21 protein-coding genes are annotated in these 21896 nt (G+C 67.0%); 17 read left to right on the top strand and 4 right to left on the bottom strand.

Annotation, left to right across the window (positions count from 1 at the left end; all coding sequences use genetic code 11):
* Nucleotides 1-27: 27 nt before the first annotated feature.
* Nucleotides 28-717 (bottom strand): response regulator transcription factor, encoded by a 690-nt coding sequence (locus CAL29_RS18835; RefSeq protein ID WP_094854588.1) that lies wholly within the window; start codon nt 715-717, stop codon nt 28-30.
* Between the two features lie 344 nt (nt 718-1061).
* Here CAL29_RS18835 and recA point away from each other — a divergent pair, with 344 nt between their 5' ends.
* Nucleotides 1062-2126 (top strand): recombinase RecA, encoded by a 1065-nt coding sequence (recA, locus tag CAL29_RS18830; RefSeq protein WP_094854587.1) that lies wholly within the window; start codon nt 1062-1064, stop codon nt 2124-2126.
* 278 nt (nt 2127-2404) lie between these two features.
* Nucleotides 2405-2929: a recombination regulator RecX gene (gene recX, locus CAL29_RS18825; RefSeq protein ID WP_373559826.1), complete on the top strand. Its 525-nt coding sequence runs from the start codon at nt 2405-2407 to the stop codon at nt 2927-2929.
* Between the two features lie 27 nt (nt 2930-2956).
* Here recX and CAL29_RS18820 read toward each other — a convergent pair whose 3' ends face one another.
* Nucleotides 2957-3889 carry a LysR family transcriptional regulator gene (locus CAL29_RS18820; protein ID WP_094854585.1) on the bottom strand — a complete coding sequence of 311 codons (933 nt, stop codon included), beginning with the start codon at nt 3887-3889 and terminating at the stop codon, nt 2957-2959.
* 111 nt (nt 3890-4000) lie between these two features.
* On the opposite strand from CAL29_RS18820, the gene metE reads away from it, so the two are divergent.
* The 12 genes from metE to CAL29_RS18765 all read left to right on the top strand — a co-directional run bounded on the left by metE (nt 4001) and on the right by CAL29_RS18765 (nt 16009).
* Nucleotides 4001-6298: a 5-methyltetrahydropteroyltriglutamate--homocysteine S-methyltransferase gene (gene metE / locus CAL29_RS18815; RefSeq protein ID WP_094854584.1), complete on the top strand. Its 2298-nt coding sequence runs from the start codon at nt 4001-4003 to the stop codon at nt 6296-6298.
* Between the two features lie 155 nt (nt 6299-6453).
* On the top strand, nt 6454-7053 hold the full coding sequence (locus tag CAL29_RS18810) for a DUF2889 domain-containing protein (protein ID WP_094854583.1): 600 nt from the start codon (nt 6454-6456) through the stop codon (nt 7051-7053).
* 10 nt (nt 7054-7063) lie between these two features.
* Nucleotides 7064-8224, top strand: a complete 1161-nt coding sequence (gene sucC / locus CAL29_RS18805; RefSeq protein WP_094854582.1) for an ADP-forming succinate--CoA ligase subunit beta — start codon at nt 7064-7066, stop codon at nt 8222-8224.
* A 24-nt stretch (nt 8225-8248) separates the two neighbouring features.
* On the top strand, nt 8249-9130 hold the full coding sequence (gene sucD, locus CAL29_RS18800; RefSeq protein ID WP_094854581.1) for a succinate--CoA ligase subunit alpha: 882 nt from the start codon (nt 8249-8251) through the stop codon (nt 9128-9130).
* Between the two features lie 522 nt (nt 9131-9652).
* Nucleotides 9653-10351 (top strand): TerC family protein, encoded by a 699-nt coding sequence (locus CAL29_RS18795; RefSeq protein WP_094854580.1) that lies wholly within the window; start codon nt 9653-9655, stop codon nt 10349-10351.
* Nucleotides 10352-10460: 109 nt separating this feature from the next.
* Nucleotides 10461-11171, top strand: coding sequence for a TerC family protein (locus CAL29_RS18790; RefSeq protein ID WP_094854579.1), 711 nt, complete (start codon nt 10461-10463; stop codon nt 11169-11171).
* A complete protein-coding gene (locus CAL29_RS32070; RefSeq protein ID WP_256977573.1) occupies nt 11168-11290 on the top strand; it encodes a hypothetical protein in 123 nt (40 codons plus the stop codon). The genes CAL29_RS18790 and CAL29_RS32070 overlap by 4 nt, the downstream gene beginning before the upstream one ends.
* 105 nt (nt 11291-11395) lie before the next feature.
* Nucleotides 11396-12175 carry a uroporphyrinogen-III synthase gene (locus tag CAL29_RS18785; protein WP_094854578.1) on the top strand — a complete coding sequence of 260 codons (780 nt, stop codon included), beginning with the start codon at nt 11396-11398 and terminating at the stop codon, nt 12173-12175.
* Between the two features lie 48 nt (nt 12176-12223).
* A complete protein-coding gene (locus CAL29_RS18780; RefSeq protein ID WP_094854577.1) occupies nt 12224-13423 on the top strand; it encodes a uroporphyrinogen-III C-methyltransferase in 1200 nt (399 codons plus the stop codon).
* Between the two features lie 3 nt (nt 13424-13426).
* Nucleotides 13427-15055 (top strand): heme biosynthesis HemY N-terminal domain-containing protein, encoded by a 1629-nt coding sequence (locus CAL29_RS18775; RefSeq protein WP_094854576.1) that lies wholly within the window; start codon nt 13427-13429, stop codon nt 15053-15055.
* A 114-nt stretch (nt 15056-15169) separates the two neighbouring features.
* Nucleotides 15170-15706 (top strand): inorganic diphosphatase, encoded by a 537-nt coding sequence (ppa, locus tag CAL29_RS18770; protein WP_094854575.1) that lies wholly within the window; start codon nt 15170-15172, stop codon nt 15704-15706.
* 171 nt (nt 15707-15877) lie between these two features.
* Nucleotides 15878-16009, top strand: coding sequence for an entericidin A/B family lipoprotein (locus CAL29_RS18765; RefSeq protein ID WP_094854574.1), 132 nt, complete (start codon nt 15878-15880; stop codon nt 16007-16009).
* A 123-nt stretch (nt 16010-16132) separates the two neighbouring features.
* Here CAL29_RS18765 and CAL29_RS18760 read toward each other — a convergent pair whose 3' ends face one another.
* Nucleotides 16133-16402 (bottom strand): helix-turn-helix domain-containing protein, encoded by a 270-nt coding sequence (locus CAL29_RS18760; RefSeq protein ID WP_179284106.1) that lies wholly within the window; start codon nt 16400-16402, stop codon nt 16133-16135.
* Nucleotides 16402-17850 carry an aminotransferase-like domain-containing protein gene (locus CAL29_RS18755; protein WP_094854572.1) on the bottom strand — a complete coding sequence of 483 codons (1449 nt, stop codon included), beginning with the start codon at nt 17848-17850 and terminating at the stop codon, nt 16402-16404. The genes CAL29_RS18760 and CAL29_RS18755 overlap by 1 nt, the downstream gene beginning before the upstream one ends.
* 179 nt (nt 17851-18029) lie before the next feature.
* On the opposite strand from CAL29_RS18755, the gene CAL29_RS18750 reads away from it, so the two are divergent.
* The 3 genes from CAL29_RS18750 to CAL29_RS18740 all read left to right on the top strand — a co-directional run bounded on the left by CAL29_RS18750 (nt 18030) and on the right by CAL29_RS18740 (nt 21742).
* A complete protein-coding gene (locus CAL29_RS18750; protein WP_094854571.1) occupies nt 18030-20351 on the top strand; it encodes an FdhF/YdeP family oxidoreductase in 2322 nt (773 codons plus the stop codon).
* A gap of 255 nt (nt 20352-20606) precedes the next feature.
* The gene (locus CAL29_RS18745; RefSeq protein WP_094854570.1) at nt 20607-20843 is read left to right on the top strand and encodes a hypothetical protein; all 237 of its coding nucleotides are present in this window, start codon (nt 20607-20609) and stop codon (nt 20841-20843) included.
* A gap of 23 nt (nt 20844-20866) precedes the next feature.
* Complete coding sequence (locus CAL29_RS18740; RefSeq protein WP_179284105.1) at nt 20867-21742, top strand: pilus assembly protein TadG-related protein; 876 nt, start codon at nt 20867-20869, stop codon at nt 21740-21742.
* Nucleotides 21743-21896 lie beyond the last annotated feature (154 nt).

Raw genomic sequence — 21896 nt, 5'->3', positions numbered from 1 at the left:
TGGTTCAGGGGCGCCGGCGCCGCGGATTCAGTTCGGGAGAAAACTCGCACCGGGCTCCCGTTCGAGGCAATAGCCCAGGCCACGCACCGTCATGATCTTGACGCCGCTGGGCTCCAGCTTCTTGCGCAGGCGATGCACGTAGACCTCGATGGCGTTGGTGCTGACTTCCTCGCCCCATTCGCACAGGTGGTCCACGAGCTGGTTCTTGCTGACCATGCGGCTGCTGCGCATCAGCAGTATCTCCAGCAGGCTCACTTCGCGCGCCGACAGGTCCAGCGTCTGGTCGTCCACCGTGGCGACGCGCCCGGTCTGGTCGAACACCAGCCTGCCGTGGCGCACCAGCGTGGCGCCGCCGCCGGCGCCGCGCCGGGTGAGGGCGCGCACGCGCGCCTCCAGTTCGGACAGGGCGAAGGGCTTGGCCATATAGTCGTCCGCGCCCAGGTCCAGGCCCTTGACGCGCTGCTCGACGCTGTCGGCGGCGGTCAGGATCAGCACCGGCAGGTGGGAGTTGCGCGAGCGCAGGCGGCGCAGGACTTCCAGGCCGGCCAGTTGGGGCAGGCCCAGGTCCAGGATGAGGAGGTCGAAGGCCTGGGCGCTCAACGCCAGGTCGGCGGCCATGCCGTCGCGCACGGCGTCCACGGCATAGCCGCCGTGGCGCAGGGAGCGCGACAGGCCATCGGCCAGGATGCTGTCGTCTTCGGCAATCAGAATACGCATGGGACCGGGCTCGCTATCTGTTGGTTATTGATCGGGTCGCAGCCAGGACGGAAACCGGGTTCGTGGCCCGGTCTTTGTCTCCGGTGCGATTCTGGCATGGCGGGCCGGGCTTGCCCATACCGGGAATACACGGGCCGCGGGTGGGTGGCGGCGTCGCCCGGGGAGGGGGCGGGGAAGAGGCCTGAGGCGGAGCTTGGGGAGGGACTTGTCACACTGGATTTTTATCCAGTAGAATCCAATGCCATAATCCACCTTCGCGAAACGGGCCAGTGCCCGGGCCACAGCCGCCCAGCGGCTCGCACTCGCCCCAAATTCACATCCGCACTCAGGACAGGACACACCTCATGGACGACAAAACCAGCAAGGCCGCCGCCGCCGAAAAAGCCAAGGCATTGGCCGCCGCGCTCTCGCAGATCGAAAAGCAGTTCGGCAAGGGTTCGATCATGCGTTATGGCGACAACGAGGTCGAACACGATATCCAGGTCGTCTCCACCGGTTCGCTGGGCCTGGACATCGCCCTGGGCGTCGGCGGCCTGCCGCGCGGCCGCGTCATCGAAATCTATGGCCCGGAATCGTCGGGCAAGACCACGCTCACCCTGCAGGTCGTCGCCGAAATGCAGAAGCTGGGCGGCACCTGCGCCTTCGTCGACGCGGAACACGCGCTGGACGTGCAATACGCGTCCAAGCTCGGCGTCAACCTCACGGACCTGCTGATTTCGCAGCCCGACACCGGCGAACAGGCCCTGGAGATCACCGATGCGCTGGTGCGTTCCGGCTCGGTCGACCTGATCGTCATCGACTCGGTGGCGGCGCTGGTGCCCAAGGCGGAAATCGAAGGCGAAATGGGCGATTCGCTGCCCGGCCTGCAGGCGCGCCTCATGAGCCAGGCGCTGCGCAAGCTCACCGCCACCATCAAGCGCACCAACTGCATGGTGATCTTCATCAACCAGATCCGCATGAAGATCGGCGTGATGTTCGGCAACCCCGAAACCACCACCGGCGGCAACGCGCTGAAGTTCTATTCCTCGGTCCGCCTGGACATCCGCCGCATCGGCTCCATCAAGAAGGGCGACGAGGTCATCGGCAACGAAACCCGCGTCAAGGTGGTGAAGAACAAGGTTTCGCCCCCGTTCAAGCAGGCCGAATTCGACATCATGTACGGTTCGGGCATCTCGCGCGAAGGCGAAATCATCGACCTGGGCGTGCAGGCGGGCGTGGTCGACAAGTCGGGCGCGTGGTACAGCTACAACGGCGAACGCATCGGACAGGGCAAGGACAATGTGCGCGAGTACCTGAAAGAGCACAAGGAAATGGCGCTGGAAATCGAGAATCGCGTGCGCGAGAACCAGGGCGTCGTCAGCCGCGTCAATACCTTCGCCGCCAGCGAGGCGGAAGCCGAAGAGGATTGAGTCCCATGGTCTGGGGAACTGGACCTTCGCGCCCGCGCCGGGCCGGACGGTCCGGCGCCGCGGACGATGACGACGGCGGCTTCGAGCAACTGGCGCGGGGGAGGTCCTCCGCGGCCGGGAGTGTCGAGGACGAGGGGAGCGACGCCGGCGAGGTCTACACCCGGACCTCGGAATTGCGCGCCCAATCGCGGTCGCCGGCGCGCGGCCGAGCCGGAAGCGTCAGGACGGGCCGCGATACCGCTGGCGCGCGTCATGGCGGCGAGGCCGGCGATCCCTTTATTGAAGTTGAAGGCGATGGGGCGCGTGATGGCAATGCCGGCGCGTTGGCTACCCCAGCCGCCCCGGCGGCGCGCCGTGGCCCCAGCCTGAAGGCCCGCGCGGTGGGCTTCCTGTCCCGCCGCGAATATGCCCGCGCGGAACTGGCGCGCAAGCTGGCCTCCTATGTCGAGGCCGACGACGATCTCGAAAAAGTCCTCGACGACCTGGAGCGGGAAGGGTGGCTGTCCACCGCGCGCTACGCGCAGAGCCTGGTCCACCGGCGCGCCGAGCGCCAGGGAACGGCCCGCATCGTGCAGGAATTACGCGCGAAAGGGGTGGCCGAGGCCGAGGTCGGCGAGTTGCAGCAGAACCTGCGCGCCACCGAATACGAACGCGCCCGCGCCGTGTGGGAAAAACGTTTCGGCGAGCGGCCGGCCCGGGCCGATCGGGCCGCCTATGCCAAGCAGGCGCGCTTTCTGGCGGGGCGGGGGTTCGCGCACGACGTCATACGCCGCATCCTGGGCGAAAGCGGCGACGACGAATAAGCCCGCCGGGCAAGCCGCGCCGCGCCTTCATCCCTTGCTTTCCCGCTGCACGGCCTTGATGCCCGTCAGGTTGCGGAAGCACACGTCGCGCGCGATTTTCAGGAAGTCCTTGATATACGGGGCATCCATATCCTCGGACCGCACGGCCGCGTAGAGGGTGCTCCACACGCCTTGCGGCCCCAGGGGCTTCACGCGCAGCCAGCCCTGGTCCAGGTATTCCGTCAGCGCCCAGTTCGGCAGGGCCGCCACGCCGCGGTTGCTGGCGACCAACTGCACGACGATGGGCGTGAGCTCCGCCTTGCGCACCCCGGCCGGTTCGACCTCGGCGGGATCCAGGAAGCGCGTGAAGACGTCCAGCCGTTGCCGGTCCACCGGATAGGTGACCAGCACCTGGTCGGCCAATTGTTCCGGCTGCACGTAGCGCACGTTGGCCAGGGGATTGGCTTCGGACAGCGCCAGCACCACTTCGTAGGTGAACAGGGGTTCGTATTCCAGCGCTTCCAGCGGCTGCGGGTCGGAGGTGATCACCAGGTCCAGGTCGCCGCGCACCAGGGCGGGCAGGGGGGCGAAGGAGAACGCCGCCGACAGGTCCAGCGCCACTTCGGGCCATTGCGCGCGGAAGGCGTCCAGGGCCGGCATCAGCCATTGGAAGCAGGAATGGCAGTCGATGGCGATATGCAGGCGTCCCGTGCGTCCCGCGGCCAGCCTTTGCAGTTCGCGCTCGGTGGCGCGCACGCGCGGCAGCACCTCGTCGGCCAGGGCCAGCACGCGCAGGCCCGCCGTGGTCAGCCGCGCCGGCCGGGTGCGGCGATTCAGCAACGGCGTGCCCAGCCTGCCTTCCAGTTCGCGCAGTTGATGCGACAGCGCCGATTGCGTCAGGTGCAGCCGCTCGGCGGCTTCCAGCAGGCTGCCGCCGTCGCGGATGGCGGCCAGCGTTTCGAGGTGGCGGATTTCCAGCATGGTTTGTATGAACCGATTTCATGAAATGAATGCAGAGATTGATTTTGCCTCAAGTCGCTTTGCGCGCACAATGCAGGAACTTGAACGGGCCTCTCTTTATTTCTAAATATCATGACGATCATTCATAATCTGGGTTTCCCGCGTATCGGCGCCCAACGCGAACTGAAGCGCGCCGTCGAGGCCTATTGGGCCGGCAAGTCGACGCAGGAAGAATTGGAAGCCACGGGCCGCGAACTGCGCGCCCGTCATTGGAAAGTGCAGGCCGACGCCGGCCTGAAGTTCGTGCCGGTGGGCGATTTCGCCTGGTACGACCACATCCTCGAATGGACGACGCTGCTGGGCGCCGTGCCTTCGCGTTTCGCGCAGAAGGACGACCAGCCCGTCACGCTGGACACGCTGTTCCGCATGGGCCGCGGCCGCGCGCCGACCGGCACCCCCGCCGCCGCCTGCGAAATGACCAAGTGGTTCGACACCAACTACCACTACATCGTCCCGGAACTCACCCCCAACCAGACCTACCGCGTCGCGCGCACCGCCCTGTTCGACCAGGTGCGTGAAGCGCAGGCGCTGGGCCATGCCGTCAAGGTCGTGATCCCCGGCCCGCTGACCTGGCTGTGGCTGGGCAAGGGCGACGCGTTCGGCGCGGGCGCCGGCGACGAAGGCAAGCTGGCCTTGCTGGACGCGCTGCTGCCGGTCTACGCCGACGTGCTGGGCCGCCTGGCCAAGCTGAACGTGGAATGGGTGCAGATCGACGAGCCCATCCTGGCGCTGGACCTGCCCGCCGCCTGGCGTGCCGCCTACGGCCGCGTCTACGCCGAACTGGCCAAGTCGCCCGTGAAGCTGCTGCTGGCCACCTACTTCGACGGCTTGCAGGACAACCTGTCCACCGCCGCCGCGCTGCCCGTGGCCGGCCTGCACGTCGACTTGGTGCGCGCCCCCGCTCAACTGGCCAACGTGGTCGCCGCCCTGCGCGCCGACCAGGTGCTGTCGGCCGGCGTGATCAACGGCCGCAATATCTGGCGCACCGATCTCGACGCCGCCCTGAAGACGCTGGCGTCGGTGCGCGAGCAACTGGGCGACCGCCTGTGGCTGGCCCCGTCGTGCTCGCTGCTGCACGTGCCGGTCGACCTGGCGTTCGAAACCGAGCTGGATCCCGAACTGAAGAGCTGGCTGTCGTTCGCCGTGCAGAAGCTGGACGAGCTGAGCGTGCTGGGCCAGGCCCTGGGCGGCAGCGCCGACGCCGCCGTGCAGGAAAAGCTGGCGAGCCAGCGCGCCGCCTTGCAGGCCCGCGCCAAGTCGCCGCGCATCCACAACCCCGCCGTGGCCGCCCGCCTGGCCGCGTCGGCCAGCGTCAAGCTGGAACGCGAGCCCTTCGGCGAGCGTATCGCCCAGCAGCAGGCCGAGCTGAAGCTGCCGCCGTATCCGACCACCACCATCGGCTCCTTCCCGCAGACCCAGGAAATCCGCGCCCTGCGCCGCGACTGGAAGTCCGGCGCGCTGAGCGACGCGGCCTATGAAGCCGCCATCCGCAAGGAAATCGAATCGGTCATCCGCTTCCAGGAGAAGGTCGGCCTGGACGTGCTGGTCCATGGCGAGCCCGAGCGCAACGACATGGTCGAATACTTCGGCGAGCTGCTGGCCGGTTTCGCCTTCACCAAGAACGGCTGGGTACAGAGCTACGGCTCGCGTTGCGTCAAGCCGCCGGTCATTTTCGGCGACGTGGCCCGTCCCGCGCCGATGACCGTGGCCTGGTCGGCCTACGCGCAGTCGCTGACCGACAAGCCCGTGAAGGGCATGCTGACCGGTCCGGTCACCATCCTGCAATGGTCCTTCGTGCGCGACGACCAGCCGCGCGCCGAGACCTGCCGCCAACTGGCCCTGGCCCTGCGCGACGAAGTGGTCGACCTGGAGCAGGCCGGCATCCGCGTCATCCAGATCGACGAGCCGGCCATCCGCGAAGGCCTGCCGCTGCGCCGCGCCGACTGGCAGGCCTACCTGGACTGGGCGGTGGATTGCTTCCGCCTGTCGACCAGCGGGGTGCGTGCCGATACGCAGATCCACACCCATATGTGCTATTCGGAATTCAATGACATCATTGAATCGATCGGCGCGATGGACGCGGACGTGATCACCATCGAGACCTCGCGCTCCAATATGGAACTGCTCAAGGCCTTCGAGGACTACCGCTATCCGAACGACATCGGTCCCGGCGTCTACGACATCCACTCGCCCAACGTGCCGGAAGTGGGCTGGATGGTCGACCTGATGCGCAAGGCCGCGGCGCGCCTGCCCAAGGAGCGCCTGTGGGTCAACCCGGATTGCGGCCTGAAGACCCGCGCCTGGCCCGAAACCGAGGCCGCGCTGGTGAGCATGGTCGACGCGGCCCGCACGCTGCGCACGGAGGCCTGAACGCGGCACTTGCCCGGCACTGCCGGCGCCCAAAAGCATGGGAAAAAGGCGGGGCGGAAACCTTGGGGTTCCGCCCCGCTTTTTTATGAAATGCGCCCTGCGTTATACTTTTCCGGTTTTGTTGCCCTGCAACAACCTGACCCTGGTTCAACCGCATGCCTCTGCCGCCGCCGGACATCTCGCGTACACCGTTGCACACACGGTCCATCCGTGTGCAGGGTTTTGCGCGCGAGGACGGCCTGTGGGACATGGAGGCCGAACTCATCGACGTCAAGGCCTACGATTTTTTCCGGGCCGACGGTTCGGCGATGCCCGCCGGCCGCCCTATACATCACATGCACCTGCGTATTACCATCGACGACGGCTACACCATCGTCGCGGCGCAGGCTGCCTACGATGCCGCCCCCTATGGCGCGCATTGCACCTGTATCGAAGCGGCCTATCAAGACCTGGTCGGCATGAATCTGTTGAAGAATTTTCGCCAGAGGGTCAAGGAGCGGTTTGGCCGGGTGCAGGGCTGTACGCACATGACCGAATTGTCCCTGGTGTTGCCCACCGCCGCGGTGCAGTCCATGGCCGGCCGGCGTCGTGAAAACGCCGAAAAAACGCAGAAGCGGCCCTTCCAACTGGATGGCTGCCATGCGCTCGACGTCACGGGCCCCGTGGTCCAGACGCATTACCCGAAGTGGTACGTCGGCGAGGACAACGCTGACCAAGCCACCTCAGACCCTTCATTTTTTTCTCATACGACCTGACAGGTAACACATGAAAATCCATGAGTATCAAGGCAAGGAACTGCTGAAGCAATTTGGCGTGACCGTGCCGCGCGGTATTCCCGCTCTCTCCGTCGACGAAGCCGTGGCAGCCGCGGAGAAGTTGGGAGGACCGGTCTGGGTCGTCAAGGCGCAGATTCACGCGGGCGGCCGCGGCAAGGGCGGCGGCGTGAAGCTGGCCCGTTCCATCGAGGAAGTGCGCAAGCTGGCCGGCGAAATCCTGGGCATGCAGCTCAAGACGCACCAGACCGGCCCGGAAGGCCAGAAGGTGAACCGCCTGTACATCGAAGAAGGCGCCGATATCCAGAAGGAATACTACGTGTCGCTGGTCACCGACCGCGCCACGCAGAAGGTCGCCCTGATCGCCTCCAGCGAAGGCGGCATGGACATCGAGGAAGTGGCCCACTCCTCGCCGGAAAAGATCATCACCGAATACATCGATCCCCTGGTCGGCCTGACCGCCGAGCAAGGCAAGAAGGTGGCCGACGCCATCGGCATGCCCGCCGACTCGACCGCCCAGACCGTGGACCTGTTCCAGAAGCTCTACAAGTGCTACATGGACACGGACGCCTCGCTGGTCGAAATCAACCCGCTGAACCGCGACAGCAAGGGCAACGTCATCGCCCTGGACGCCAAGTTCAACTTCGACCCGAACGCCCTGTTCCGTCATCCGGAAATCGTCGCCTACCGCGACCTGGACGAAGAAGATCCCGCTGAAATCGAAGCCAGCAAGTTCGACCTGGCCTACATCCAGCTCGACGGCAACATCGGCTGCCTGGTCAACGGCGCGGGCCTGGCCATGGCCACCATGGACACCATCAAGCTGTTCGGCGGCGAGCCCGCCAACTTCCTGGACGTCGGCGGCGGCGCCACGGCCGAGAAGGTCACCGAAGCCTTCAAGATCATGCTCAAGAACAAGGGCGTGAAGGCCATTCTGGTCAACATCTTCGGCGGCATCATGCGCTGCGACGTCATCGCCGAAGGCGTGATCGCCGCTTGCAAGGCCGTCAACCTGAGCGTTCCGCTGGTCGTCCGCATGAAGGGCACCAACGAAGAACTCGGCAAGAAGATGCTCGCCGACTCCGGATTGCCCATTATCAGCGCCGACACCATGGCCGAAGCGGCCACCAAAGTCGTTGCCGCCGTCAAATAAGAAGCTATAGCCAAGGATTCACAAATGTCGATCTTGATCAACAAGGACACCAAAGTCATCACCCAGGGCATCACGGGCAAGACGGGTCAGTTCCATACCCGCATGTGCCGCGATTACGCCAACGGCAAGGCCGCCTTCGTGGCTGGCGTGAACCCGAAGAAGGCGGGCGAGGACTTCGAAGGCATTCCCATCTACGCTTCGGTCAAGGATGCGAAGGCCGACACCGGCGCCACCGTTTCGGTGATCTACGTGCCGCCCGCGGGCGCCGCCGCCGCCATCTGGGAAGCCGTCGAGGCCGAGCTGGACCTGGCGATCTGCATTACGGAAGGCATCCCCGTCCGCGACATGCTGGAAGTGCGCAACCGCATGAAGGCCAAGGGCAGCAAGACGCTGCTGCTGGGCCCGAACTGCCCCGGCCTGATCACGCCCGATGAAATCAAAATCGGCATCATGCCCGGCCACATCCACCGCAAGGGCCGCATCGGCATCGTCAGCCGCTCCGGCACGCTGACCTACGAAGCCGTGGGCCAGGTCACCGAACTGGGCCTGGGCCAATCCAGCGCCGTCGGTATCGGCGGCGACCCCATCAACGGCCTGAAGCACATCGACGTGCTCAAGTTGTTCAATGACGATCCCGAGACCGACGCTGTCATCATGATCGGCGAAATCGGCGGTCCGGACGAAGTCAACGCCGCGCTGTGGGCGAAGGACAACATGAAGAAGCCGGTGGTCGGCTTCATCGCCGGCGTCACCGCGCCTCCCGGAAAGCGCATGGGCCACGCCGGCGCGCTGATCTCCGGCGGCGCCGATACCGCCGACGCCAAGCTGGAAGTGATGGAAAGCTGCGGCATCCGCACCACCCGCAACCCGTCGGAGATGGGCAAGCTGCTGAAGTCGGTGCTGTAAGCCGCCGGCATCCTGTCCTCCCGTGCAAGCCGCTCTGGTCGCGGCTTCCCGGGTCAGGGAAAGGGAAAGCCGCCCCGGCGAACCGGCCCCCGAAGGTTGGATTCCTATCCAATGTTCGGGGGCTGTTTCGTGGGGCGGTTTTTTTTGCCGCCGGACCGCCCCAAGGCAAAAACGCCCCCTCGGGGGGCAGCAAGCCGCGTAGGGGCTTTTGGGGCCACTGAGCCACGGATAAAAGAAATAATGGTCTGTCCATATTGTGGCCGTTCCATTGCTTCTTTTAAGCATTAATTCAGGTAAATGAAAGATAAGTCGGCTTTCCTTCCATCCACCCCTGCGAAAACCCCTCGTTTACCCTCCAGATAGCCGACAAATAGCTGAATAATTGCTTTCAGATCTCTATAATGCCGGCACAACCCGCGCTACATACACATAGAGAAATCCGCCATTGCTCGCACAAGGCGGCCAGCGCGTTTTCATGTTCATAGGCATTCACAATCTCGGGGGATCTGAGGAAAGAGGGGTATGGAATTAACACAAGCTGCATTTTGGCTCGCACTGCTGCAAATCATCTGGGTAAACATTCTTCTGTCGGGCGATAACGCCGTCGTCATTGCGCTCGCGGCGCGGGCGCTGCCGCCGGACCAACAGAAAAAAGCCATCGTCATCGGCTCCGCCGCCGCGATCGTCATGCGTATCGTGCTGACGCTGGTGGCCGCCAAGCTGCTGCTTCTGCCGTGGCTGAAGCTGATCGGCGCGGTGCTGCTGGTCTATATCGGCGTAACGCTGCTGTTGCCGGACGACGAGGACGAGGGCGACGGGAAGACCCACGGTTCGCTGATGTCGGCGATCCGCACCATCATGATCGCGGACCTGGTCATGAGCCTGGACAACGTGGTGGCCGTGGCCGCCGCGGCCATGGGCGACACCACGCTGCTGGTGCTGGGCCTGGCGATCAGCATCCCGCTGGTGATCTTCGGCAGCACGCTGCTGCTGAAGGTGATCGAACGCTTTCCCATCATCGTGTGGGTGGGGGCGGCGCTGCTGGGCTTCATCGCCGGCGAACTGCTGGTGGGGGATCCGGCCTTGCAGGAACCGATCGCCCGCATCGATACCGCCCTGGGCGTGACGCAGCACAGCTTCGCCACCATGGTGGGTGTCGCCGGCGCCTTGCTGGTGCTGGCCCTAGGGAAAATACTGATCGCCCGACGAAAAGCTGACTGAAAGCTGAATTACAATCCCGATTCATGGTCCAACCCTGCCGTTTTCCAAAACGGCAGGGGGACGGCATCGCCGTCCGGACAGCGACATCTCATGTTTCGGGAGTGGTACCGTGCTTGAATTTCTCCAGACGCTCAGTTGGGCGGCCGTCTTTCAGATCATCCTGATCGACATTCTTCTCGGCGGCGACAACGCCGTCGTCATCGCGCTGGCTTGCCGCAACCTGGCGCCCAAGCAACGCATGCAGGGCATCCTGTGGGGCACCGCCGGCGCCATCATCCTGCGCGTCGTGCTGATCGCCTTCGCGCTGACCTTGCTCAATATCCCGGCCCTGAAGATCGTCGGCGCGCTGCTGCTGGTGTGGATCGGCGTCAAGCTGCTCATCCCGGAGGACGACGGCCATGACAAGATCAAGGGCGGCACGTCCATCGTGGCGGCGATCAAGACCATCATCATCGCCGACTTCGTCATGAGCCTGGACAACGTCATCGCCATCGCCGGCGCGGCGCAGGGCGCCCACGCCGACCACCAGATCGGCCTGGTGGTGTTCGGCCTGCTGGTCAGCGTGCCCATCATCGTCTGGGGCTCGACCCTGGTGCTGAAGCTGATCGACCGCTATCCGGTGGTCGTCACCCTGGGGGCGGCGTTGCTGGGCTGGATCGCGGGCGGCATGCTGGTGACCGATGTTTTGATCACGCGCAACCTGGGCGAGCAGTCCGGTATGGTTAAATTGGGGGCTGAAATCGTCGGCGCGCTGCTGGTGGTCCTGCTGGGCCGCTGGTTTGCCAGCCGCAAGACTGTCTCCAAGGAAGCGCTTCAATGAGCCTGCGTAGAACCACCCACCCCCAGCAATCCGAGAGCGGCCTGAGCCTGCTGCAAGGCTTGTTCGTCCTGGCCATCCTGGGCGTCATTGCGACGGTGGTTGCCGCCAGCTTCTCCTGATTGCTGGCTCCAGGCCTTGCCCGGGACCCCCGGCAAGGCCTTTCGATGGACAAGCGCGGATCGCATGCCGTGCTTGTCCATTGTTCTTATGGTCGCCGGAGAGCCATGTCCGATATCGCCGTCCTGACGAGGCCCGAGGGCAACAACGACGCGTTGGCGCAACGCCTGGCGGCGGCCGGCTGGCAGGTGCGCGACTGGCCGGCGCTGACGCTGGCCACGCAGTCCTGTGCGCCCGGCCTGCTGCCGCGGCCGCAGGCCTACGACCTGGCGGTCTTCGTCAGCGGCAACGCCGCGCGGCATTACCTGGCGCAGTTGCAGGGGGCCGGCGTGACGGCATGGCCCGCGTCCTGCGCCGCCGCCACGGTGGGGCCGGCCAGCGCCGCCGCGCTGCGCGCGACCGGCTGGTTCGACAACGCCGAGCTCGTCCATCCGGGCGCGGCCGCCCCGCGCCACGATTCCGAAGCCTTGTGGGACGTGTTGCGCCAGCGCGGTCCGCTGCCGCGCCGCGTGCTGATCGTGCGGGGCACCCAGGGGCGGGACTGGCTTGCCGAGCAGTTGCGCGGCGCCGGCGTCGAGGTGACGCCGCACGCGGCCTATCTGCGCGCCCCGGCCCGGTGGGGCGAGGCCGAACTGGCGCAATTGCGCGCCTGGCGGGACCAGGCGGCGCGGCCGGCATGGCTGCTGACCAGCGGGGAGGGCATCGCCGCCGTGCAGGCCAACATCGTCCGCGCGGGGGTATTGCCATGGTGGCGCGGCGGCCGTTTCATCGTGACCCATCCCGCCCTGGCGCGGCGGATGGAAAGCGAGGAGGGGATTGCCCGCGAGGCAATAAGCGTGCATGTTTCAGACAACGACGCACTCTTTGAAGCTTTTGTTTCCGCCTGACAGGTCGGTACACGCGCGTTTCACTTTCCGAGCGAATACAATCGCCCCATGACAGACAATACCCCTGCCACCGAGCCGGCCATGCCTCCGGCCGCCACCGGCGCCACGCCGCCGTCCGCTGGAAAGCCCGCCGCCGTTCCGCCGCCGCGCAAGCGTGGCGTATCTCCCGCCGTTTCAGCCCTGGTCGTCGTCATCGTGCTGGCGATCGTGTTGGCGGCCGCGCTCTACCTGCAGCGCCGCGAGTTCCTGGCCGCCGGCCGCGAAGTCGCCACCCGTCTCGACAATTTGAACGGCGCGCTGGCGCAGACCCGCGCCGACGCCCGCCAGGCCCTGGCCTTGGCGCAGGCGCAGGCGGGCAAGGCCGCCGCCCTGGAAAACGCCCTGCGCGAAACGCAGAGCCAGTACGCGACCCTGGAACAGGCCTGGCAGGCCTTCAACGACAGCGCCAGCGACGACGTGCTGGCCAACGACGTCGAACGCATGCTGACCATCGCCAGCCAGCAATTGCGCCTGGCGGGCAGCGTGAGCAACGCCATCGTGGCGCTGGAAACCGCGCAGTCGCGCCTGGCGCGCGCGGACCGGCCGCGTTTCGCCAGCCTGCAGCAGGCCATCAACGGCGACCTGGATCGGCTGCGCGCCGTGCCCACCGTCGATGTCCCGGCGCAGTCCTCCCGCATCGAACGCCTGGTCGCGCTGGTCGGCAAGGCCCCGCTGCTGGCGCCCGACGCCGTGGCGCCCGGCATGAGCGCCCCCGGCGCGTCGGCCGAGGCCGCGCCCGCCGCGGCGCCCGCGGCCCCGCCGCCGGCCGCCGAGACGCTGCCGGCCGACGCCGCCTGGTGGCAGCGCTGGCGCGCCGAGATCGCGTCGTGGCCGGCGCGCGGCGGTTCGGCGCTGGTGCACGAACTGGGCGACCTGATCCGCGTGCAGCGCGTCGACGAGCCGTCGGCGTTGCTGCTGTCGCCCGAACAGGCGCTGCAATTGCGCTCGACGCTGCGCCAGCGGCTGCTGTCGGTCCAGTTGTCCTTGCTGATGCGCCAGCCGGCCATCTGGAAGAGCGAGCTGGAGACGGTCAACCGCACGCTGGATACCTACTTCGACCGCCGTTCCGCCGATACGCTGGCGGCGTTGAACCTGACGCGCGAACTGATGCAGACGGAGATTTCCGTTCCCGTTCCCGACGTCAGCGACAGCCTGAGCGCCGTGGCCGCCTTGCGCGCCGACAGCGCCAACACGCGCGGACGGGACTGATCCATGCGCGCCTGGTTCTGGACGTTATTGCTGGCGGTTGTCGCGGTTGCCGTGGCGGTGGTGCTGCGCGCACACCCGGGCAACGTATTGATCCTGGTCTGGCCCTACCGCATCGAGATGTCGCTGACATTGGCGGTGCTGCTGCTGGTCGGCCTGTTCCTCGCCATTTATATCGGCCTGCGCCTGCTGGCGTGGCTGCTGGCGATTCCGGAGCGGGTGCGGGCCTGGCGCGGGCGCCGCGCGCAGGCGCGCGACCACGAGTTGCTGGAGCGCGGCTGGATCGGCCTGCTGGAGGGCCGCTTCGCCCATGCGGAAAAGGATCTCACCAAGCTGCTGGAGCAGACCCGCGCGCGCCATCGGCGCGTGCTGGCGGCGCTGTCGGCGGCGCGCGCGGCGCAGGGCCTGGGCGAGTTCGTGCGGCGCGACGTGATGCTGGACCGCGCCCGCGAGCACGCCGGCACGGACCCCGGGCTGATCGAGGCCGTGGCCACGGTCAGCGCCGACATGCTGCTGGAGCAGGGCCGTCCGCAGCAGGCCTTGCAGGTGCTCGAACCCCTGCAGGACGGCGGCGCGCGGCATCTGCACACGCTGCGTCTGCTGCTGCGCGCGGAACGCGCCTTGAATCACCATGAGCGGGTCTTCACCCTGGCGCGCGGCCTGTTGCGCCGCGGCGCCATGGACAAGAACGAGGCCCTGCGCGTGATCGACACGGCCGGCGCGGCGCGCCTGCGCGCCGGCGCCGCCAGCGGCGACGGCTGGCGCGCCATCTGGAAGGACATGAAGGCCGACGAGCGCGTGCTGCCCGAAATCGCCCTGGCGGCCGCGGCCGCCTTCGAGGCGGCGGGCGAGGGCGACGAGGCCGCGCGCATCCTGGACGCGGCCATCGCGCGCCAATTCGATCCGCGCCTGGTGGCGGCCTATGCGCGCTGCGATGCCTCGCAGGTGCCGCGCCGCCTGGAGCGCGCCGAATCGTGGCTGCAGCAGCGTCCCGCCGATCCCGATCTGTTGACCGCGCTCGGCACCCTGTGCCTGGTCGGCCAGTTGTGGGGGCAGGCCGAGCGTTATCTCCTGCGCAGCGTCGGCCGCCGCGCCGACCCGGGCACGCATGCCTTGCTGGGCAGCCTCTACGACCGCCTGGACCGTCCCGCGGAAGCGGCCCGCCATTGGCGCGAGGCGACCGCGGTGGCGATGGGCGTGGCGCTGCCGGTGCTGCCCGCGAACGAAGCCCTGCCGGCGGCCGACATGCAGGCCGATCCGCGCCGCCTGGACGCCGAAAGCGGCTTCCTGTCCGAGGCGTCGGAAGCGCCGGGCCCGGCGGCCGCCATGGTCCACGAGCCGGTGCCCGAGTTCGCGCCGGCCGCGGATTATGTGCTGGACCCGGATGCCCGTTCCTTGACCGAACAGGGCCTGGCCGACCCGACCATCATGCCGCCCGAACCGCTCATCGCCGACGCCGAGCCGCCGGCCGAGCTGGATGACTATTTCGATAGCGCGCCCCTGCCGGTGGCGGGGCTGGACGATGTTCCGCCCGAGACGCGGGAATCGCCCTCCGGCGCGAGCAGCCCGCGCGACGGCCACGACAAGCCGCGCGTCGGCAAGGCCGACGACGGCAAGCCGGGCGGCGGCGCCTGACCTGGACCTTGCCGGGAGCCCGGCGCCGGGGCGGGATGTCCCTGCGCGCCGGCCCCGCGATCCTCACACGTATTTTTCTCTCGAAACCGTTCCAGACTGATAAAGGTTAGAACCATGAGCCTCGACCGCGTTAGCCCCGGCAAGAAGCTGCCGGAAGAATTCCACGTCGTCATCGAAATCCCCATGAACGCCGATCCCGTCAAGTACGAGGTCGACAAGGAAACGGGCGCGATCTTCGTGGACCGCTTCATGCTCACCGCCATGCACTATCCGTGCAATTACGGCTACATCCCCCAGACGCTGTCGGAAGACGGCGATCCCGCCGACGTGCTGGTGGTCACGCCGTTCCCGATCCAGATCGGCGCCGTGGTGAAGTGCCGCGCCATCGGCGTGCTGGAAATGGACGACGAGTCCGGCGGCGACGCCAAGCTGCTGGCCGTGCCGGTGGAGAAGCTGTACCCGCCTTACCGCAACATCAAGTCCTACGAAGACCTGCCGGCCGAGGACGTCGGCCGCATCCAGCACTTCTTCGAACACTACAAGGACCTGGAAAAGGGCAAGTGGGTGAAGGTCAAGGGCTGGAAGGGCGTGGACGCCGCGCATCAGGAAATCGTCAGCAGCGTCGAGCGCTACGGCAAGGGCGGCAAGTAAGCCCCCCGGGTAGCGCGCCCCCAGGGCTGCAAGCGGCGCAGCCGCGCGGCGTGGGGGCCTTTTTTCATGCGCGGCGGGACTGGGCAAACCGCGCGTGGAAATCGTATGATTCAGTCGCCGGACCGGCGGCTTCGCAGGCGCCGGCGTCTTATTTCGCTAGGAGAACGCATAATGCGCTCGAAAATCATAATGGCCGTATCCATGGTCTTCGCATTGGTGCTGACCGGTTGCAATACGGTCGCGGGGGCCGGCAAGGATATCAGCCGCGCCGGCAACGCCATCAGCAATGCCGCCGATAAGTAAGCGGCCGAACTGATTGCGGATTGCAGCCCAGGACGCCACCCTCGCGGGTGGCGTTTCTCATTGGGGGCGTTCTTTCGTACGCCGGGTTTCGTACTCCGGGTTTCGTACTCCGGACACCGCAAATCACCCCAGCAGGTCGTCGATCAGGCCCAGCAGTTCCGGCGTGGGCGCCACGCTGCCGGCGCCGTTCTCGTCCATCGTCACGATCGCCAGGCCGGCGTCCTCCAGTTGCGTGAGCAGGCGGCGCAGCGTGCTCATGGGAAGCCCGGCGCGCTTGCTCAGGCGGGCCAGCGAGAGGCGCTTGCCGGGCGTTTCGCGCAGGGTGTCGTGGAAGGCCTGCAGCACGGCGGCCAGGGCGGGGTCGAGATCGTCGCTGGCGGATGGATCGGCCATCATCGGCTCCTTGCGGCGGCATCCTGGCGCAGGCAGGACGCCGCCAGCTTGCCCAGGGTTGCCAGGGCTTTTTCGATGTCCGGCGACCAGGCGTAGCTGTAGTTCAGCCGGATGCAGTTATGGTAGCCGCTGCCGGCCGAAAACATGTGGCCGGGACCGACGGTGATGCCGCGCGCCAGCGCCAGGCGGTACAGCCGCATCGCGTCCAGGGGCGGCGGCAGGCGCACCCACAGCACATAGCCGCCGCGCGGATTGGAGGTGCGCGTGCCGGCCGGGAAGAAGCGCTGCACGGCGGCCATCATCATGCGCGCCTGCTGCGCCAGCATTCTGCGCACGCGGCGCAGGTGGCGTTCGTAGCCGTCCTGCCGCAGGTATTCGGCGATGGCGCGCTGGGGAATCGACGGCGTGGTCAGCGTATTCAGGAACTTCAGCTTCTCCACCTGATCGCGGTAGCGTCCGGGCATGGCCCAGCCGATGCGGTAGGCGGGCGCCAGGCTCTTGGAGAAGGACCCGCAATGCAGCACCAGGCCGCGCCGGTCGTGCATTTTCAGCGAGCCCGGATGCGCCGGGCCGTAGTGCAGCTCCTGGTAGACGTCGCTTTCGATGATGGGCATGTCATGGCGCATGGCCAGCTCGACCAGCGCCCGCCTGGCGGCGTCGGGCATCTGGTAGCCCAGCGGGTTCTGGAAGTTGGGCATCACCATGCAGGCCGCCACGCGCTGGCGGCCCAGGATGGCGGCCAGCGCGTCGACGTCGATGCCGGTTTCGGGATCGGTGGCGACTTCCAGCGCGCGCATGCCCAGGCGCTCGATGGCGTGCAGCATGGCGTAGTAGGTCGGCGATTCGACGGCGACGGTGTCGCCGGGCTTGGCCACGGCTTGCAGGCAGAGATTGATGGCCTCCGTGGCGCCCAGGGTGACGACGATTTCCGCGGGATCGACGCGGGCGCCGTTCTCCAGATAGCGGCGGGCGATCTGGCGTATCAGCTCCGGGTTGCCGGGCGGTAGTTCGTCGGGCACGCCCAGCATCGTGGACTGGCGGCCGATGGCATGGGCATGGCGGCTCAGGCGCTGGAAGGGGAACAGGCGCGGGTCGGGGTAAGGCGAACCCAGGGGAACCGCGCTGCCGCTGCCGATGGCGCGCAGCGTCGAGAGCACCAAGCGGCTGACGTCCACCGGCGCGGATGCCGGCTGCGGACGAGAGGGCGCCAGGCCGGCGCCCGGCGCCGGCGCGGCGGCGTCGCGCCGGCGCACGAAATAGCCGGATTGCGGGCGGCCCTCGATCAGGCCCTGGCTTTCCAGCAGCGAATAGGCGCGCACCACGGTCGTCACGCTCAGGCCATGCTGTTGGTGGGTCTGGCGGATCGACGGCAGCCGGTCGCCGGCGCGCAGCACGCCCTTGTCGATCTGGTGTTCGAGTTCGGCGGCGAGCTTCTGGTACAGCTTCATGAATGGGCAGGAATTGATTCAGAGCACAGTTTGGTGATTCTAGGCCCGTTCTTGAAACTGTGCTCTTTTTTTGGCCATGCAGGTGTGCACCCTGCGCGCCGGTCCGCGCGCGTAATCTTGCTTCATCCGGCCCTTCCCCCGCGATTCCGCGGGACGGCGCCGTCAGGACATCGGACAGCATGGACACTCCGGACAAGAAGGCGCGCATCGCGCCGTACCATCATCCAGCCGCGGGCTGGGGCGCGCTGAAAGCGGTCGCCGTGAATCTCATCAAGGAAAAGGTGGCCGGCGGCAATTACCGCACGCTGCTGCGCCAGAACCAGCCCGACGGCTTCGACTGCCCCGGCTGCGCGTGGCCCGACCGGCAGCATGCGTCCACGTTCGAGTTCTGCGAAAACGGCGTCAAGGCGGTGGCCGCCGAGGCCACCACCAAGCGCGTGACGCCCGATTTCTTCGCGCGGCACACGGTCGCCGAACTGATGGCGCAGAGCGAGTACGAGCTGGAGCAGCATGGCCGGCTGACCGATCCCATGGTCTACGACGCCGCGACCGACCGTTATGTGCCCATCGCCTGGGAGCGGGCCTTCGAGCTGATCGGCAGCCATCTCAAGCGCCTGGCGGATCCCGGCCAGGCGGCTTTCTATACCTCGGGCCGCACCGGCAACGAGGCTGCCTTTCTCTATCAGTTGATGGTCCGCATGTACGGGACCAACAACTTCCCCGACTGCTCGAACATGTGCCACGAGGCCACCAGCCGCGGCCTGCCGGGCACGGTGGGCATCGGCAAGGGCACGGTCACGCTGGACGATTTCGAGCATGCGGACACCTTGCTGATCTTCGGCCAGAACCCGGCCACCAATCATCCGCGCATGATGGGCGAACTGCGCGAATGCGCCCGCCGCGGCGCGGCCATCGTCTCCATCAATCCCTTGCGCGAGCGGGGCCTGGAGCGGTTCGCCGATCCGCAAAGTCCCGTCGAGATGTTGACGATGTCCGGCACGCGCATCGCCACGACCTTCATCCAGCCGCGGCTGGGCGGCGATTTCGCCTTGATCAAGGGCGTCGCCAAGCGGGTGCTCGAACTGGACGACGACGCGGTGGCCGAGGGCGCGCCGCGCGTGCTGGACGTGGATTTCATCCAGGCCCATACCGCCGGCTTCGAGGCCTATGCGGCGGACCTGCGCGCGCAGGAATGGGCGCCGCTGGAGCGCGAATCGGGCCTGTCGCGCGAGGAGATCGAGAGCCTGGCGCGCATCTACGTGGCCGGCAAGCGCGTCATCGCCACCTGGGGAATGGGACTGACCCAGCACAAGAATTCGGTGGCCACCATCCAGATGCTGTCCAACCTGATGATGATGCGCGGCAATATCGGCCGCGAAGGCGCCGGCCTGTGCCCGGTGCGCGGACACTCCAACGTCCAGGGCAATCGCACGGTCGGCATCGAGGACAAGCCGACGGCGGCCTTCCTGGACCGGCTGGGCCGCGTCTTCGATTTCGATCCGCCGCGGGCGCATGGCTACGACGTGGTGGAAACCATCGAGGCTATGGAGGAAGGCCGCGTCAAGGTGTTGATCGGGCTGGGCGGCAACTTCGCCATGGCGACGCCGGACACGCCGCGGACGTGGGAGGCCTTGCGCGGTTGCGCGCTTACCGTGCACATCACCACCAAGCTGAATCGCAGCCACCTGGTGCACGGCAAGGAAGCGCTGATCCTGCCGACCTTGGGGCGCACCGAAATCGACATCCGCGGCGGCGTGGCGCAGGGCGTCACCGTCGAGGACTCGATGAGCATGGTGCACGTGTCCTACGGAATGAACAAGCCGGCCTCGCCCAACCTGATGTCGGAAACGGCCATCGTCGCGAACATGGCGCACGCCACGCTGGGCAGCGCCAAGGTCGATTGGCTGTATTACGCGGACGACTACGCCAGCATCCGCGACGCCATCGAGGCGGTATTCGACGGCTTCGAGGACTACAACCGCCGCATCGCGCAGCCGGGCGGTTTCCACCTGCGCGTGGCGTCGCGCGAACGCGATTGGAAAACCGACAGCGGCAAGGCCAATTTCATCGTCGCGCAGATCGAGACGGATACGCCGATCGAGCGGGCGCGGCTGCGCCATGGCGACGAGGTCATGGTCCTGATGACCACCCGTTCGCACGATCAGTACAACACCACGATCTATGCGCTGGACGACCGCTACCGCGGCGTCTTCGGCCAGCGCCGCGTGCTGTTCATCAACCAGGCGGACCTGGCGCGCCTGGGCCTGCGGGCGGGCGAGCGCGTCGACATCTTCACCGTGTGGGATGACGACGTGGAAAGGCGGGCGGACGGTTTCCTGCTCGTGGAATACGACATTCCGCCAGGTTGCCTGGGCGCCTATTATCCGGAGACCAATCCGCTGGTGCCGCTGGACAGCGTGGGCGACGTGTCGAACACGCCGACGTCGAAGTCCATTCCGGTGAGGTTGCAACGTTCGCGGGTTCCGGCCTTGCAGGCATAGCCCGGCCGGGCCGGCGTTCGCCGGCCGGATGTTTTTGGCTACGTCGGCATTTGCGGATAGCGAGCCGCGGCGGACGCGCCCACACTGAAGTCCCTTCCATTTCTTCAGGGGACTTTCATGTGGGGATCAACTCAGACCGGTTTTCGGGCCCCGGCGGCCCGGGCCGATGGCCTTGCCGCTTCGTTCGCCGTCCGGCGCGCGTCCGGACGGACGGGACCGAGGCCGCGGCGGCGCCTGGCGCAGTTGGGGCAGGGGATGACCGAATACGTGGTCGTCGTGGCCCTGGTGGCGGTGGCGGCGATCGCCGTCTATCAGTTGTTCGGGCAGGTCGTGCGCGCGCAGACCGCCGCGATGGCGCGGGAACTGGCCGGCGAAAACGGCACCGACGCCAGCAATAAGGCGCAGATGGCCGCCTCCAAGGCCAAGAGCCAGGTCAAGGAAAAGACCCTCAAATCCTTTACCGGCAATGCCGCCGCCGGAGCCGGGCGGTGAGAAGGCGGGCGCGCGGTTATGCCTTGCCGCTCGCGCTGGGCCTCGTTTCGGTCGGGGTCCTGTCGCTGGTGGTCCTGCACGATCATGGCAACACCGTGGCCGCCCGCGTGCGCCTGACGCACGCGGCCGACGCCGCGGCGTACAGCGGCGCCCTGGTGCAGGCGCGGGCGCTGAACCTGCTGGCCTACGTCAATCGCACGCAGGTCGCGCATCAGATCGCGCTGGCGCATGTCGCGACCCTCGCCAGTTGGGCGCAGTTCGGCGAGAACGAGGCGGCGCGCTTCCGGCGCGGCAACCCGCCGGGCATGCTGATCGCGCGGTTCTACGGTCCGTCCCACGCGGCGGCCTACGCCAGCGCGGTCCGCATCGACGGCGTGCCCGGCGCGCTGGATCGCTTCGCCGAGGCCCACGCGCGTCACGATGCGCTGGTGCATGGCGTGCTCTCGCGCGCGGCGCAGGCCATACTGCGCGACTTGCCGGAGACGCGGCAACGGGCCATGCGGGCAGTGCTGCGGGCGAACTATCCCGAGTGGCCCGAAGCCGCGCTGGGCGCGGCGACGCAGCGGGACCGGCTGGCGCTGGCCTTCACCGACGATCGCTGGCCGGGATTCGTGCAGCGCTATTCGGGGCGCCGGGACGGCGCATTCCGCCCGCTGGTCCTGCGCGCCACCGACCGCTATGCCTTTCTCGGACCGCGCAAGGGGTTGGCGCTCAATCCCTGGCCGGTCAGCTATCGCTGCCCGACGTTGCGGCATCAGTTGCGGCGCATCGGCGGCACGTCGCTGACGCGCGAGGGCAGTTGGGAGTCCGTCGATACGCAATCGCACCATGCCTTGCGGTCGAACAAGTACATCGGCTGCTACTACCGCAACTATCTAACTATCGATCTAAGTTTTTGATTAATAAAAATAAAATCCCATGGACCTTATGATCTGGGGTACAGATTCGGGTACAAGTTGTCGTGGCCTTACGCAGGCTTAGGACTGAGGCGATTGCAATCAACCGCCGGGCCCGCATTCGGCCCGTTAGCCAGCGGCGTTATGCCCAGCAGAT

The organism is Bordetella genomosp. 10, assembly GCF_002261225.1.
Lineage (GTDB): Bacteria > Pseudomonadota > Gammaproteobacteria > Burkholderiales > Burkholderiaceae_B > Bordetella_C.
Note: the sequence above shows the minus strand (reverse complement) of the source record. Positions and strands in the feature narration are given on the sequence as shown.